15 protein-coding genes are annotated in these 15,140 nt (G+C 40.0%); all 15 read left to right on the top strand.

Annotated elements, in window-relative coordinates; genetic code table 11:
* Positions 1-6: 6 nt before the first annotated feature.
* The 15 genes from infB to QM843_RS04550 all read left to right on the top strand — a co-directional run bounded on the left by infB (position 7) and on the right by QM843_RS04550 (position 15,134).
* On the top strand, positions 7-2,799 hold the full coding sequence (gene infB / locus QM843_RS04480) for a translation initiation factor IF-2 (RefSeq protein ID WP_414304568.1): 2,793 nt from the start codon (positions 7-9) through the stop codon (positions 2,797-2,799).
* A 251-nt stretch (positions 2,800-3,050) separates the two neighbouring features.
* Positions 3,051-3,401, top strand: coding sequence for a 30S ribosome-binding factor RbfA (rbfA, locus tag QM843_RS04485; protein ID WP_020903129.1), 351 nt, complete (start codon positions 3,051-3,053; stop codon positions 3,399-3,401).
* Between the two features lie 144 nt (positions 3,402-3,545).
* Positions 3,546-4,325 (top strand): hypothetical protein, encoded by a 780-nt coding sequence (locus QM843_RS04490; RefSeq protein ID WP_218493970.1) that lies wholly within the window; start codon positions 3,546-3,548, stop codon positions 4,323-4,325.
* Between the two features lies 1 nt (position 4,326).
* Entirely contained in the window at positions 4,327-4,509 is a 183-nt protein-coding gene (locus QM843_RS04495; RefSeq protein WP_218493969.1) for a hypothetical protein, read from the top strand.
* The gene (locus QM843_RS04500; RefSeq protein ID WP_414304569.1) at positions 4,506-4,658 is read left to right on the top strand and encodes a hypothetical protein; all 153 of its coding nucleotides are present in this window, start codon (positions 4,506-4,508) and stop codon (positions 4,656-4,658) included. Before QM843_RS04495 ends, QM843_RS04500 begins: the two co-directional genes overlap by 4 nt.
* A gap of 268 nt (positions 4,659-4,926) precedes the next feature.
* Positions 4,927-5,160 (top strand): DUF1858 domain-containing protein, encoded by a 234-nt coding sequence (locus QM843_RS04505; protein WP_414304570.1) that lies wholly within the window; start codon positions 4,927-4,929, stop codon positions 5,158-5,160.
* Complete coding sequence (locus QM843_RS04510; protein ID WP_414304571.1) at positions 5,160-6,494, top strand: DUF438 domain-containing protein; 1,335 nt, start codon at positions 5,160-5,162, stop codon at positions 6,492-6,494. Before QM843_RS04505 ends, QM843_RS04510 begins: the two co-directional genes overlap by 1 nt.
* Before the next feature lie 9 nt (positions 6,495-6,503).
* On the top strand, positions 6,504-6,758 hold the full coding sequence (locus QM843_RS04515; RefSeq protein ID WP_247928054.1) for a DUF1912 family protein: 255 nt from the start codon (positions 6,504-6,506) through the stop codon (positions 6,756-6,758).
* A 95-nt stretch (positions 6,759-6,853) separates the two neighbouring features.
* Positions 6,854-7,249 (top strand): helix-hairpin-helix domain-containing protein, encoded by a 396-nt coding sequence (locus QM843_RS04520; protein WP_000038635.1) that lies wholly within the window; start codon positions 6,854-6,856, stop codon positions 7,247-7,249.
* A 281-nt stretch (positions 7,250-7,530) separates the two neighbouring features.
* Complete coding sequence (locus tag QM843_RS04525; protein ID WP_261048010.1) at positions 7,531-8,109, top strand: flavin reductase family protein; 579 nt, start codon at positions 7,531-7,533, stop codon at positions 8,107-8,109.
* Complete coding sequence (locus QM843_RS04530; protein ID WP_414304572.1) at positions 8,096-8,656, top strand: GNAT family N-acetyltransferase; 561 nt, start codon at positions 8,096-8,098, stop codon at positions 8,654-8,656. The genes QM843_RS04525 and QM843_RS04530 overlap by 14 nt, the downstream gene beginning before the upstream one ends.
* Positions 8,656-9,234, top strand: coding sequence for an AAA family ATPase (locus QM843_RS04535; RefSeq protein WP_414304573.1), 579 nt, complete (start codon positions 8,656-8,658; stop codon positions 9,232-9,234). Before QM843_RS04530 ends, QM843_RS04535 begins: the two co-directional genes overlap by 1 nt.
* Complete coding sequence (locus QM843_RS04540; protein WP_414304574.1) at positions 9,227-11,878, top strand: valine--tRNA ligase; 2,652 nt, start codon at positions 9,227-9,229, stop codon at positions 11,876-11,878. The genes QM843_RS04535 and QM843_RS04540 overlap by 8 nt, the downstream gene beginning before the upstream one ends.
* A 74-nt stretch (positions 11,879-11,952) precedes the next feature.
* On the top strand, positions 11,953-12,879 hold the full coding sequence (locus tag QM843_RS04545; RefSeq protein WP_261079923.1) for a HamA C-terminal domain-containing protein: 927 nt from the start codon (positions 11,953-11,955) through the stop codon (positions 12,877-12,879).
* Entirely contained in the window at positions 12,849-15,134 is a 2,286-nt protein-coding gene (locus tag QM843_RS04550) for a helicase-related protein (protein ID WP_261079922.1), read from the top strand. The genes QM843_RS04545 and QM843_RS04550 overlap by 31 nt, the downstream gene beginning before the upstream one ends.
* Positions 15,135-15,140 lie beyond the last annotated feature (6 nt).

A 15,140-nucleotide genomic window follows, 5' to 3' on the forward strand; every position in this document is an offset into this window, starting at 1 on the left:
CATGATTTGTCTAAGAAAAGATTGTACGAAATCGCAAAAGAACTTGGAAAAGAAAGTAAAGAAGTTGTAGCGCGTGCAAAAGAGTTGGGCTTGGATGTGAAAAGCCACTCATCAAGTGTGGAAGAAGCTGTCGCTGCAAAAATCGCTGCCAGCTTTAAGTCCGCAGCTGCTCCGAAAGCAGAAGCAAAACCAGCAGCACCAAAAGCAAGTGCAGAAAAGAAAGCCGAAAAATCTGAGCCAGCTAAACCAGCTGTAGCCAAGGAAGACGCAAAAACGGCTGAGCCAGTTGCTCCGAAGACAGAAAAAGTAGCAACTAAACCGCAAAGCCGTAATTTCAAGGCTGAACGTGAAGCCCGTGCCAAAGAGCAGGCAGAACGACGCAAGCAAAATAAGGGCAATAACCGTGACCAACAACAAAACGGAAACCGTCAGAAAAATGATGGACGTAATGGTGGAAAACAAGGTCAAGGCAATCGCGACAATCGTCGCTTTAATGACCAAGCTAAGAAACAGCAAGGCCAGCAAAATCGTGGAAACGATCGTCGTCAACAAGAGGACAAACGTCCAAATCAAGTGGCTCCACGTATTGACTTTAAAGCCCGTGCAGCAGCCCTAAAAGCAGAACAAAATGCAGAGTACGCACGTTCAAGCGAGGAACGTTTCAAACAAACTCAGGCTGCCAAAGAAGCCTTGGCCCAAGCTAACAAACGCAAGGAACCAGAGGAAATCTTTGAAGAAGTGGCTAAGTTAGCTGAACAAGCGCAACAAGTTCAAGCAGTGGTTGAACCAGCTCCTGTAGCTAAAGAAGCGCCAGTGGATACACGTCGTAAAAAACAAGCTCGACCAGACAAAGAACGTGATGATTATGATCACGAAGAAGATGGTCCTAGAAAACAACAAAAGAATCGAAGTAGTCAAAATCAAGTGAGAAATCAAAGAAATAGTAACTGGAATAACAACAAAAAGAACAAAAAAGGCAATAACAAGAACAACCGCAATCAGACTCCAAAACCTGTTACGGAGCGTAAATTCCATGAATTGCCAACAGAATTTGAATATACAGATGGTATGACCGTTGCGGAAATCGCAAAACGTATCAAACGTGAACCGGCTGAAATCGTTAAGAAACTTTTCATGATGGGTGTCATGGCCACACAAAACCAATCCTTGGATGGGGAAACAATTGAACTCCTCATGGTGGATTATGGTATCGAAGCCAAACAAAAGGTTGAAGTGGATAATGCCGATATCGAACGTTTCTTTGTCGAAGATGGCTATCTTAATGAAGATGAATTGGTTGAGCGTCCACCAGTTGTAACCATCATGGGACACGTTGACCATGGTAAAACAACCCTTCTAGATACCCTTCGTAACTCTCGTGTTGCGACAGGTGAAGCGGGTGGTATCACTCAGCATATCGGTGCCTACCAAATCGTTGAAAATGGCAAGAAGATTACCTTCCTTGATACACCAGGACACGCGGCCTTTACCTCAATGCGTGCGCGCGGTGCTTCTGTTACCGATATTACGATCTTGGTCGTAGCGGCAGATGACGGGGTTATGCCTCAGACTATCGAAGCCATTAACCACTCAAAAGCAGCCAACGTTCCAATCATCGTAGCTATTAACAAGATTGATAAACCAGGTGCCAACCCAGAACGTGTTATCGGTGAATTGGCAGAGCATGGAGTTATGTCAACAGCTTGGGGCGGAGATTCTGAATTTGTTGAAATCTCAGCTAAATTCAACCAGAACATCGAAGAATTGTTGGAAACAGTCCTTCTTGTGGCTGAAATCCAAGAACTTAAGGCAGACCCAACAGTGCGTGCTATCGGTACAGTTATCGAAGCGCGCTTGGATAAAGGAAAAGGTGCGGTTGCAACCCTTCTTGTTCAACAAGGTACCTTGAATGTTCAAGACCCAATCGTTGTCGGAAATACCTTCGGTCGTGTCCGTGCTATGACCAACGACCTTGGTCGTCGTGTTAAGGTTGCTGGACCATCAACACCAGTTTCAATCACAGGTTTGAACGAAGCGCCGATGGCGGGTGACCACTTTGCCGTTTACGAGGATGAAAAATCTGCGCGTGCAGCAGGTGAAGAACGTGCCAAACGTGCCCTTATGAAACAACGTCAAGCTACCCAACGTGTCAGCCTTGAAAACCTCTTTGATACGCTTAAAGCTGGTGAACTCAAATCAGTTAACGTTATCATCAAGGCCGACGTACAAGGTTCTGTTGAAGCCCTTTCTGCCTCACTTCAGAAAATCGATGTGGAAGGTGTTAAAGTTACCATCGTCCACTCAGCGGTCGGTGCAATCAACGAATCAGACGTGACCCTTGCCGAAGCTTCAAATGCCTTTATCGTTGGTTTCAACGTACGCCCTACACCACAAGCTCGTCAACAAGCCGAAGCTGACGATGTGGAAATCCGTCTCCACAGCATTATCTACAAGGTTATCGAAGAGATGGAAGAAGCCATGAAAGGGATGCTTGATCCAGAATTTGAAGAAAAAGTTATCGGTGAAGCAGTTATCCGTGAAACCTTCAAGGTGTCTAAAGTGGGAACTATCGGTGGATTCATGGTTATCAACGGTAAGGTTACCCGTGACTCTAAAGTTCGTGTTATCCGTGACGGTGTTGTTATCTATGATGGCGAACTCGCAAGCTTGAAACACTACAAAGACGACGTTAAGGAAGTTACAAACGGTCGTGAAGGTGGATTGATGATCGATGGCTACAATGATATCAAGACTGATGATGTGATTGAGGCCTACGTCATGGAAGAAATCAAGAGATAAGATTTTTTGCTCCTTTCTTAGGTGGTGAGGGACGCAAGCAAACCGATGGTTTCATTGCTTATTTTTGAGCCTAGAGTCTCAAAAATCCCCTGTGATGGGACTGATAAATCAGTTCCATCACTTTCACCACGGCGAAAGAAGCAGATGATTTCAAATTGAACTTCGTTCCAATTTGAAATGAAAATCAATAAATTTAAAAATAGCTAGGTCTGCTGGCCTAGCTTTTGGTTCAAAGTAGAGAAAGGAATATCATGGCAAATCATTTCCGTATGGATCGTGTGGGCATGGAAATCAAGCGTGAAGTCAATGAGATTTTGCAAAAGAAAGTCCGTGATCCGCGTGTCCAAGGCGTGACCATCACAGATGTTCAGATGCTAGGTGACTTGTCTGTTGCCAAGGTTTACTACACCATTTTGAGTAACCTTGCTTCAGATAATCAAAAAGCCCAAATCGGGCTTGAAAAAGCAACTGGTACCATCAAACGTGAACTTGGTCGCAATTTGAAATTGTACAAAATCCCAGATTTGACCTTCGTCAAAGATGAGTCCATCGAGTATGGAAACAAGATTGACGAAATGCTACGCAATCTGGATAAGAACTAAGAAGAGGGGCAACCCTCTTTTTTGGTGGAGGAAAAGGCAATAAAACATGCTGGCGGAATATTTCCAGAGTTATATTAAAAAGCTTTATAAAATTTAGATAGTGTGATATGATGAAATAAAGACACAAGAGAAAGAGGTATTTATATGGCTGAACAAGAGTTGGCTATGCAAGTATTGCAACAAGTGGTGAAACTACCTGTTGTTAAGGTTGATCGTTCGAAATTTTTAGTGGATAAGTTTTCCAAAGAATTGGATCCACAGGACATTCCTACTTTATTAGAACAAGGCCCAACGTCTCTCTTATCTCAAGAAATCATAGATCGAGTGGCTAATGCCTGCATTAGGGATAATGTTTTATTGGCGAGTGGAACTTCTGTTTTGGCAGGATTACCTGGAGGGATTGCTATGGCAATTACCATTCCAGCTGATGTGGCTCAATTTTATGGTTTCTCTCTGAAATTGGCTCAAGAATTAGGTTATATTTATGGTTATGAGGATCTTTGGGCTTCTCGCGAGGAGTTGAGTGAAGATGCTCAAAATACCCTCTTGCTTTATCTAGGAGTCATGCTGGGGGTGAATGGAACCGCTGCTTTACTACGTGCTGGTGGTATAACAATTGCCAAACAGGTAATGAAAACAGTACCTAATAAAGCTTTAACAAAGACGCTTTGGTACCCTATTTTGAAAAAAGTCTTAAGAATATTTGGTGTGAATCTGACCAAGGGAGGGTTGGCCAAAGGAATGGGGAAATTCATACCTATCTTGGGAGGTATCATTTCAGGTGGTTTAACCTTTGCAACTATGAAACCGATGGGTGAAAGTTTGCAGAAAGAATTGTCTAAACTAGTCAATTATACTGAAGTTCAATATCAAGAAGATGTTGAAACAATCAGAAAAGAAGCTGAAATCATCGAAGGAGAGTAAAATGGGCCTTATAAAAACTCTAGCTAAAACTTACGGGAATTACTTTTTGACCATGCAAGGTGTAAAAGTCATGAAAACGATAAAGAAAGATGATAATGCCGTTGTCGGTTTTGGGAAACTCTTTATTGCAGACAAGCTAATGGATACGGCTCGGTGGCTCATCAAGCCAGAGGAGAGAGAATGAAATTTTTTTTGGGTCTTCTTGCTATTATTTTTATCAAACCGGTTATTGGGATTTTGAAATTCTTTTGGATGATCATCTCTTTTGCAGTTCAATTATTGTTTTACAAGATAGTATTTAAGATATTGGATTGGCTCTTTAAACTTATTTAGGTCGTAATTCAAGTCGCAGATAACTAGCAGGAACTCCACTGCTAGTTTTTTAATCTCTCTCCTTATGGTATAATATAAGCAGTAAAATCATTTTATACTCTTCGAAAATCTCTTCAAACCACGTCAGCTTCACCTTGCCGTAGGTATGGTTACTGACTTCGTCAGTTCTATCCACAACCTCAAAACACTGTTTTGAGCAACCTGCGGCTAGCTTCCTAGTTTGCTCTTTGATTTTCATTGAGTATTAGAACATACAATGGAGGTCGTCATGGACAATATCATCGATGTGTCAATTCCCGTTGCAGAAGTGGTGGACAAGCATCCGGAAGTCTTGGAAATCCTAGTGGAGCTGGGTTTTAAACCCCTTGCTAATCCCTTGATGCGCAATACAGTTGGTCGTAAAGTATCACTCAAACAGGGGGCTAAGCTTGAAGGAACTCCTATGGACAAGATTGTCCGCACACTGGAAGCGAATGGCTACGAAGTGATTGGATTAGACTAATGGCAGATGAACGGATTCATGTCCTGCGGGATATTTTGTTAGAATTGCACAATGGTGCCTCTCCTGAGTCGGTTCAGGAGCGTTTTGATGCGACCTTTGCGGGTGTCTCAGCCATAGAGATTTCCCTCATGGAGCACGAGCTGATGAACTCGGACTCGGGCGTCACTTTCGAAGATGTCATGGAACTCTGTGATGTCCATGCCAATCTTTTTAAAAATGCTGTTAAGGATGTCGAAGTTGCAGATACTGAGCACCCAGGTCACCCAGTTCGGATTTTCAAGGAAGAAAATCTGGCTCTCCGTGCAGCTTTGATTCGCATTCGGAGACTGTTAGATACCTATGAGTCTATGGAAGATGAGGAAATGCTGGCGGAGATGCGTAAGGGGTTGGTGCGTCAGATGGGACTTGTGGGGCAATTTGATATCCATTACCAACGTAAAGAAGAACTCTTCTTTCCTATCATGGAGCGCTATGGACACGATTCACCTCCAAAAGTTATGTGGGGAGTGGATGATCAGATCAGGGAACTCTTTCAAACAGCTCTAGCGACAGCCAAGTCATTACCAGAAGTGCCGATTTCCACTGTAAAAGAAGATTTTGAAGCTTTTGCGACAGAGTTTGAAAGTATGATTTTCAAGGAAGAGTCCATTCTTCTCATGATTCTCCTTGAGTCCTTTACTCAGGATGATTGGCTTCAGATTGCAGAGGAGAGCGATTCCTATGGCTATGCTATTATTCGGCCGTCTGAGAAATGGGTGCCAGAACGTCAAAGTTTTGTTGAGGAAAAGAGTGCAGAGGAGCCTATTCAGCTAGAAACGGCAGAGGGGCAAGTCCAGCAAGTTATTGATACGCCAGAAGGTCAGTTTACCATTACCTTTACCCCCAAGGAAAAGGAAGCAGTGCTGGACCGCCATAGTCAACAGGTATTTGGCAATGGCTATCTCTCGGTCGAGCAGGCTAATCTCATCCTCAATCACCTCCCTATGGAGATTACCTTTGTCAATAAAGACGATATTTTCCAGTATTACAATGACAATGCGCCAGCTGATGAGATGATTTTCAAACGGACACCGTCCCAAGTTGGACGGAATGTTGAACTTTGCCATCCACCTAAGTACTTGGACAAGGTCAAGACTATCATGAAGGGTCTTCGTGAGGGAACCAAGGACAAGTATGAGATGTGGTTTAAGTCTGAGTCGCGAGGCAAGTTTGTCCACATCACCTATGCCGCAGTCCATGATGAAGATGGAGAATTCCAAGGAGTGCTGGAGTATGTTCAGGATATCCAGCCCTACCGAGAGATTGACACGGACTATTTCCGTGGACTAGAATAAGGAGAAAAAATGAGTTACGAACAAGAATTTATGAAGGAATTTGAAGCTTGGGTCAATACCCAGATTATGATCAACGACATGGCGCACAAGGAAAGCAAAAAAGTCTACGAAGAAGACCAAGACGAGCGTGCCAAAGATGCTATGATTCGCTACGAAAGCCGCTTGGATGCTTATCAGTTCTTGCTTGCTAAGTTTGAAAACTTCAAGGCAGGTAAGGGATTCCATGATTTACCAGAGGGATTGTTTGGTGAGCGAAATTATTAAACGAGAAAGGTTCTTGATTTTTCACCAAAATCTTGATAGAATATTTATATTAAATCCTTGTCAGAGCAGGGATTTTTTATTGAAAGGATTTTATCATGTCAAAGAAACTCAATCGTAAAAAACAATTACGAAATAGCCTCCGTCGTGCAGGTGCTTTTTCAAGTACTGTGACGAAGGTTGTAGAAGAGACAAAAAAAGTCGTGAAACGTGCAGAACAGTCAGCGAGCCAAGCTGGTAAGGCTGTTTCTAAAAAAGTTGAACAAGCAGTAGAAGCTACCAAAGAGCAAGCTCAAAAAGTAGCCAATTCTGTAGAAGATTTTGCAGCAAACTTGGGTGGACTTCCACTTGACCGTGCCAAAACTTTCTATGATGAAGGTATCAAGTCTGCTTCAGATTTCAAAAACTGGACTGAAAAAGAACTCCTTGCCTTAAAAGGAATCGGACCAGCTACTATTAAGAAATTGAAAGAAAATGGCATCAAGTTCAAGTAATCTTTCTTGTCCCTTGCATTTCCGAAAAAATCTTGCTACAATAGAGCCATTAGAGGTGTTTTGAATCCCACATTTTACAGAAAGTGGCGGTGCTGAGAAGTCCACAAATGTGTCAAAACTAGTTGCTAATGGCTGAAAATGAAATAAAAGTGTCTTTTTGTTTTAAAGACGAGAGTTGCGGGCAACTGCCCGAAATTGGGTGGTACCGCGGATAAATACATTCGTCCCTGTCATGTAGATGGCAGGGATTTTCTTTTGCGTCTTAGTAAAAGGAGGTTGTTATGAAGCAATCTTTTAAAACAAGTAAACTCTATTATGGTTTTCCTATCTTCATTTTGGGGTATCAGGATCAGAATTTTGGACACAATATTACGACATGTAGCTCATCTTATAGCTTGGGAGATTGGCTAGTCATTGGTGTCGGAGCTGAGGAAAATGTGGCTGAGCAAATCAAGCATTACCAGAAGTTTACTGTGAATATTCCTGATGAAAATCTCATGCTCGAGATGGAGCAGGCTGGTTTTATCAGTCATCGAGAGAAATTAAAACACCTGGGACTAGACTACGAGATTTCTGAACAGACTCAGTCTCCGATTTTAGAGGCCTGTCCAGTCGTATTGGACTGTCAGGTAGATCGGATTATCGAGGAAGATGGAATTTGTCATATCTTTGCCAAGATTATCGAACGACTTGCTACTCCAGAACTGTTGGATGATAAGGGACATTTTAAAAATGACCATTTTTCGCCGACTTACTTTATGGGGGACGGTCACCAGCGCGTTTATCGCTATTTAGATAACCGTGTTGACCCTATGGGGAGCTTCATAAAGAAAGCGAGGAAGAAGGATGGCAAGAACTGAGTTGCCAGAGCGATTAGAAACTGAGCGGCTCGTACTGCGAGTCCGCACAGTGGCGGATGCTGAGGATATCAATGTCTACGCTAGTTTGCCGGAGGTTGCTTACCCAGCAGGCTTTCCGCCCGTCAAGACCTTGGAAGATGAAATCTATTATCTGGAGCATATCCTTCCAGAACGCAATCAAAAGGAAAATCTCCCAGCTGGCTATGGAATTGCCGTCAAAGGAACCGATAAAGTCATTGGTTCTGTTGACTTCAACCATCGCCATGCGGATGATGTGCTAGAGCTTGGCTATACCTTGCATCCAGACTATTGGGGTCGAGGCTATGTACCAGAAGCAGCGCGTACCTTAATTGACTCAGGATTTAAAGAACTGGGGCTTCATAAGATTGAGCTGACTTGCTTTGGTTACAATCTCCAAAGTCAACGAGTCGCAGAAAAACTTGGATTTACCCTCGAAGCTCGTATCCGAGACCGTAAAGATGTTCAAGGAAACCGCTGTGACAGTCTGATATATGGCTTGCTGAGGAGTGAGTGGGAGGTAATTTGATGCATCTTTTCATCATTGGTGCTCCAGCCTCGGGAAAAATGACGATTGGTCAAGAACTGTCTCGACTGACGGATTCTACCCTATTTTATAATCATCAAGCTATCGATTTTGCACTAGAAATCTATCAGGGCTATACAGAGGAGATGTGGGAATTTGTTCGTGGAATTACTTTTTCTTTCCTTGGAGCAAGTGCAAGAAATCAGCGATCAGTAATTTTAACAGACGTAATTGATTTTTCAAATCAGTACCAACTGATGTATTTGAAGCAAATTCAGGATTTGTTGGGTGACTATCATCAAGAGATTCTTTTTGTTGAATTGGAAACAAGTCTTGAGGAGCGCTTACGTCGAAATCAAACGGAGAATCGATTAAAGCACAAGCCCTTGAAACGGCATATTGAGATATCTGAAAGAGAAATTTTAGAGACTGCTGAAACACTTCAATTAAATTCCCAACATCAACCGAATGAGTTGCACCACTACCTTAAAATAAATAATACGAATCTGTCTGCAGAAGAGGTTGCTAAGCAGATTCAAGATAAAATGAATACAATAGAGAAAGGACAAACACATGTCTAAAGAACTTTCACCTAAATACAATCCAGCCGAGGTTGAGGCTGGTCGTTACCAAAAATGGCTTGATGCCGATGTTTTCAAGCCTTCAGGAGACCAAAAGGCTAAGCCTTATTCAATCGTCATTCCGCCACCAAACGTAACTGGGAAACTTCACCTTGGTCACGCTTGGGATACGACTTTGCAGGATATCATCATCCGTCAAAAACGCATGCAAGGTTTTGACACGCTTTGGCTTCCAGGGATGGACCACGCTGGGATTGCGACTCAGGCTAAGGTTGAAGAGCGCTTGCGTGGAGAAGGCATTTCCCGCTATGATCTTGGTCGTGAAAAATTCCTCGAGAAGGTCTGGGAATGGAAAGACGAATATGCCACTACTATCAAGGAACAATGGGGCAAGATGGGGCTCTCTGTAGACTACTCTCGTGAGCGTTTCACTCTTGACGAAGGTTTGTCAAAAGCTGTTCGTAAGGTCTTTGTGGACCTTTACAAGAAAGGTTGGATCTACCGTGGTGAATTTATCATCAACTGGGACCCAGCGGCTCGCACTGCCCTTTCTGATATCGAGGTGATTCACAAGGATGTCGAAGGTGCCTTCTACCACATGAACTATATGCTGGAAGACGGTTCACGCGCCCTTGAAGTAGCGACAACTCGTCCTGAGACCATGTTTGGGGATGTTGCCGTTGCGGTCAATCCAGAAGACCCACGCTACAAGGACTTGATTGGTAAAAATGTCATCCTTCCAATCGCTAATAAATTGATTCCAATCGTTGGGGACGAGCACGCAGATCCTGAGTTTGGTACAGGTGTCGTGAAAATCACACCTGCCCACGATCCAAACGACTTCTTGGTTGGTCAACGCCACAACTTGCCGCAAGTCAACGTCATGAACGACGACGGTACTATGAATGACTTAGCCTTCGAATTTGCAGGCATGGACCGTTTTGAAGCTCGTAAGGCAGTCGTTGCTAAGTTGGAAGAAATCGGTGCCCTCGTCAAAATCGAAAAACGTGTCCACAGTGTTGGTCACTCAGAACGTACAGGTGTCGTGGTTGAACCACGCTTGTCTACTCAATGGTTCGTTAAGATGGACCAATTGGCGAAAAATGCTATTGCCAACCAAGATACAGAAGACAAGGTAGAGTTCTACCCTCCACGTTTCAACGATACCTTCCTCCAATGGATGGAAAATGTCCACGACTGGGTAATCTCTCGTCAGCTCTGGTGGGGTCACCAAATCCCTGCTTGGTACAATGCTGAGGGTGAAATATACGTCAGTGAAGAAGCTCCAGAAGGCGACGGATGGACTCAGGACGAAGACGTCTTGGATACTTGGTTCAGTTCTGCTCTTTGGCCATTCTCAACTATGGGCTGGCCTGATGTCGATTCAGAAGACTTCAAACGTTACTTCCCAACATCAACTTTGGTGACTGGTTATGATATTATTCCGTTCTGGGTGTCTCGGATGATTTTCCAAGGTTTGGAATTTACTGGCAAGTCGCCATTCAAAAATGCCTTGATTCATGGTCTCATTCGTGATGAGCAAGGACGCAAGATGTCGAAATCTCTTGGTAACGGGATTGATCCAATGGATGTTATTGATAAGTACGGAACAGATAGCCTTCGTTGGTTCCTTTCAAACGGTTCTGCACCAGGACAAGACGTGCGCTTCTCTTACGAGAAAATGGATGCTTCATGGAACTTCATTAACAAGATCTGGAACATCTCTCGCTACATCCTCATGAACAATGAAGGTTTGACCCTTGAGCAAGCAACTGCCAATGTCGAAAAAGTTGCCAACAAGGAAGCTGGAAATGTCACAGACCGTTGGATTCTCCACAACCTTAATGAAACTATCGGAAAAGCTACTGCCAACTTTGACAAGTTTGAGTTTGGTATCGCTGGACACATCCTCTACAACTTCATCTGGGATGAGTTTGCGGACTGGTACGTTGAGTTGACTAAGGAAGTCCTATACAGCGACAACGAAGAAGAGAAAGTCATCACACGTTCTGTTCTCCTTTACACTTTGGACAAGATCCTTCGTCTCCTTCACCCAATTATGCCATTCGTGACAGAGGAAATCTTCGAACAAATCTCAGAAGGCTCTATCGTCACAGCAGAATACCCAACTGTCAATCCAGCTTTTGAAGATATTGCTGCCCACACTGGTGTAGAAAGCCTTAAAGACTTGATTCGTGCTGTTCGTAATGCGCGTGCGGAAGTAAACGTAGCACCAAGCAAACCAATCACAATCCTTGTTAAGACAAGCGATAGTGACTTGGAAGCCTTCTTTAACAGCAATGTCAACTACATCAAACGCTTCACAAATCCAGAATACTTGGAAATCGCCTCAACCATCCCTGCACCTGAACTCGCTATGTCAAGCGTCATCACAGGAGCAGAAATCTACCTGCCACTGGCAGACCTCCTCAATGTCGAAGAAGAACTGGCTCGTCTCGATAAGGAACTGGCTAAATGGCAAAAAGAACTGGATATGGTCGGCAAGAAGCTCTCGAACAAACGCTTCGTAGCCAATGCCAAGCCAGAAGTCGTCCAAAAAGAACGCGACAAACAAGCCGACTACCAAGCTAAATACGATGCGACCGTAGCACGTATTGATGAGATGAAGAAACTCGTGAAATAAACATAGAAACACGGTGATGAGCCGTGTTTTTTTGGTATAATGAAATCAAAATCTATTGGGTCGGGAGTGGGATATTGAGAGATAATCTTAGAAAATTAATAAATAGTGCAATAGTAAAATATACTTTTCCTATTATACTTACTGACGAACAAGAACAAGTAACTTCAATTAATAAGAGTAATTTAACAACTGTTGGAAAGGATGAATATTGTTTTAAAGGTAATGATAATGACATTTCAAAGATAATTTATAATGGAATTGTTGAATTCGCTGAGAATGAATTTAAGATTGATTATGATAATTTGGATAGGGAACAAACAAAGGTGATCAAAACTAAATTAAAATATAATGAAAATGATTTCTCTCAAACAAAACTTCAATACGGATTTTATGGGGAAGTACTTTTAGATTTATTTTTAAGAAATTATTTTCATACTGATGTTCTAATTGCTAGAGGTTATTTTTATTCACCTCTTGAAAAGTCTGAACCAAAAGGGTTTGATGCTTTTCATATTATTGATAATAAAGGAAATTTAGAACTCTGGTTTGGAGAAGCAAAATTTTATCAAAGTTTTACATCTGGAATCAACTCTGTACTTTCCAAGATAAATTATTCTATTTCAGATGACTATTTGAATAATCATATGTTTGCAATTATTAATGAGAAAGATAATATCTCTCATTTGCATCCAATTTTAGAAGGAATAATTAAAAAATGGGAAGATAATCCTGATATTATTCTTACCGATGAATTACAAAATAATAATATTGAATTAGTGTATCCTGTTTTTATTGCATATCAAAAACAGCAAACCTACGATTACGAAAAATCAATTGCATCCAGTGTAGATAAAATTAATAGGGAGTTAGGAAAATATTCGTTAAATTTAGCTATTAAAATAAAGGTTAGTATATTTGTAATGCTCTTACCTGTTGATGATTCTAATAAATTAAAGGAAGAAGTGATTGAATGGATAGAAACGAAAGAACCGCTCATCTAATTAAGGAATTGAATTTATACAAACGATACCCTGAAAGAAGAGGTATCTTTGTCAAGGCAACTTGTGACTATTACGACGCTGTTAAAATAGACGAACTTACAAGTAGTGATTTAAATTTTTTGCGTTATATAGCAAATGAAGCTGGAGTACCACAATACTTTGAGCTACTTGAAAGAAAATATCAAGAAGATAATGAAATAAATCAAGAGGATATGAATTTATTATCCATAAGCTCGTTTTTAAATGAAGCACATTTAACTTTGAATAATTATATGTTACATAAATATCAAAAAGAAGTTCTAGAATTATTTGAATTCCATTTTGATAATAGGTATATCCTTTCTGCCCCAACTTCATTTGGTAAAACTTTTATTGTTTATGCAATTATAAAAAAGATGGGATATTCTAACATATTGTTAATTTTTCCTACTATTAGCTTGTTATCAGAAAATTATTTAAAGTTGCAAAATGATGAATTTTTCTCTACATATAAAATACATACACTAAGCGAAATATCCGAGGAAGAACTTGGCGAAAAAAATATTTTTATTTACACTCCTGAACGATATCTGTCATTTTTAGATAATAACACTAGATATTTTAATTTTTCTTTCGTAGATGAAATATATAAAATAGATAATGATTTCATTATAGATAATGATACTCCAGAAGAAAATGAAAGGGATACTGCCTATAGACTTGCTTTAGAATATGTATGTCGCAATAGTAAAGATATTTTGCTTGCTGGGCCTTATATTCAATTTCAAAAACTTGAGACAGAAATAAACTCATTTAATAATTTTACTCTATTTAACAAATTTAAAATACTTGAATATAATGATGTTGAGATTGTGTCTAAGAATATTACACATATTGATCGAAATAAGTTTGAACTTGGAAATATAAAATATAGATTAGATCATGGTGCTTCATCATTACAAGATAAAGTAATACAAACAATTGTAAAAATAGATGATAATACTTTGATTTATTGTGGAAGAAAGTCAGAGGTAGAAAGACTAGCAAATCATTTGTTGGAAAATGATGAATATCTTTCTCTTATCTCAGAAAAACATTATAGCGAAGATGAGGAACTATATTCTATTTTTTTGAATCATGTGGGAAACACCTTTGGATATGATTGGATTCTATATAGAGCACTTGAAAAGAGAATCGGAATTCATCATGCAGGGATACCAAAATATATTCAGAATGAATTAATTAATTTGTTCAATAAAGGTGATTTACAATGTCTTTTTTCTACAACAACAATTACTGAAGGTGTGAATACGACTGCCAAAAATTTGATTGTTACTGCTATCAAAAAGGGGAAAAAGAGATTAAAACAGTTTGATGCTAAAAATATTGCTGGGAGAGCAGGTCGTTTTAATGTCCATTATAGTGGTAATGTTATTGATTTAACAAAACAATTTGAAACTCTAATTAATTCGCAACAGGCAGAAATTGAACATAAAAATTATGATAATCGTCACAATAAAACTGACATTGATTTAGAAGTAACTTTAGATGAATTTTTGACAGATGATGATAGAAAGTTTAAAGATGAAATCAATGAGGCAAAACAAGAATCGGGATTACCAAATTTTATTTTTCATTCATATAAAGCGATAGGCCCTTTGGATAAAATCTCTATTTATAATCGAATTAAAAAAATGTCCCCAGCAGAGTTTCAAAAAATCGAACAATTAAAGCGAGTCTTAAATACATCTAAAGGTAAAGAAATTCATTGGGAAGGATTTCAAACGGTTATTAATATTTGTTCTGAATTTGTTTCTAATTCTGATTTAAAACAATTAATGGAAAAGAAAGTTGGGAAAAAACAGTTCTCTTTAATTGTTATACAGTTAGCAAGTTATTTACAGAATGGATTTTTAGGAACAGTGGATTACTATGTAGAGGAACAGAAACTGAGTAAAGATAAAGCAATTAGTAGAACCTCTAAATTAATTTATACTACATTTAAATATCATCTTGTAAAGTATTTAGGAGTATTTGATTTATTATATAGATTCCATTATTCACAAGTTTATAGAAAAGATTTTGATAATGTTGCTGGAATTCAAATTCTTCTACAAAGGCTAGAGTATAATGCTCTTACTAATACTGCTCGAAAATTAAGTGATTTTGGAGTACCTTTTGAATTAGTAAGATATTATGATAGAGTAGTAGAGAATAAAAACTTTGATTTGTATGAGAGTTATGTCGATGAAAAGATTCAAAATCTACTTAAGTGAGAGAAT

The organism is Streptococcus mitis (assembly GCF_047463435.1).
Classification (GTDB): domain Bacteria; phylum Bacillota; class Bacilli; order Lactobacillales; family Streptococcaceae; genus Streptococcus; species Streptococcus mitis_DS.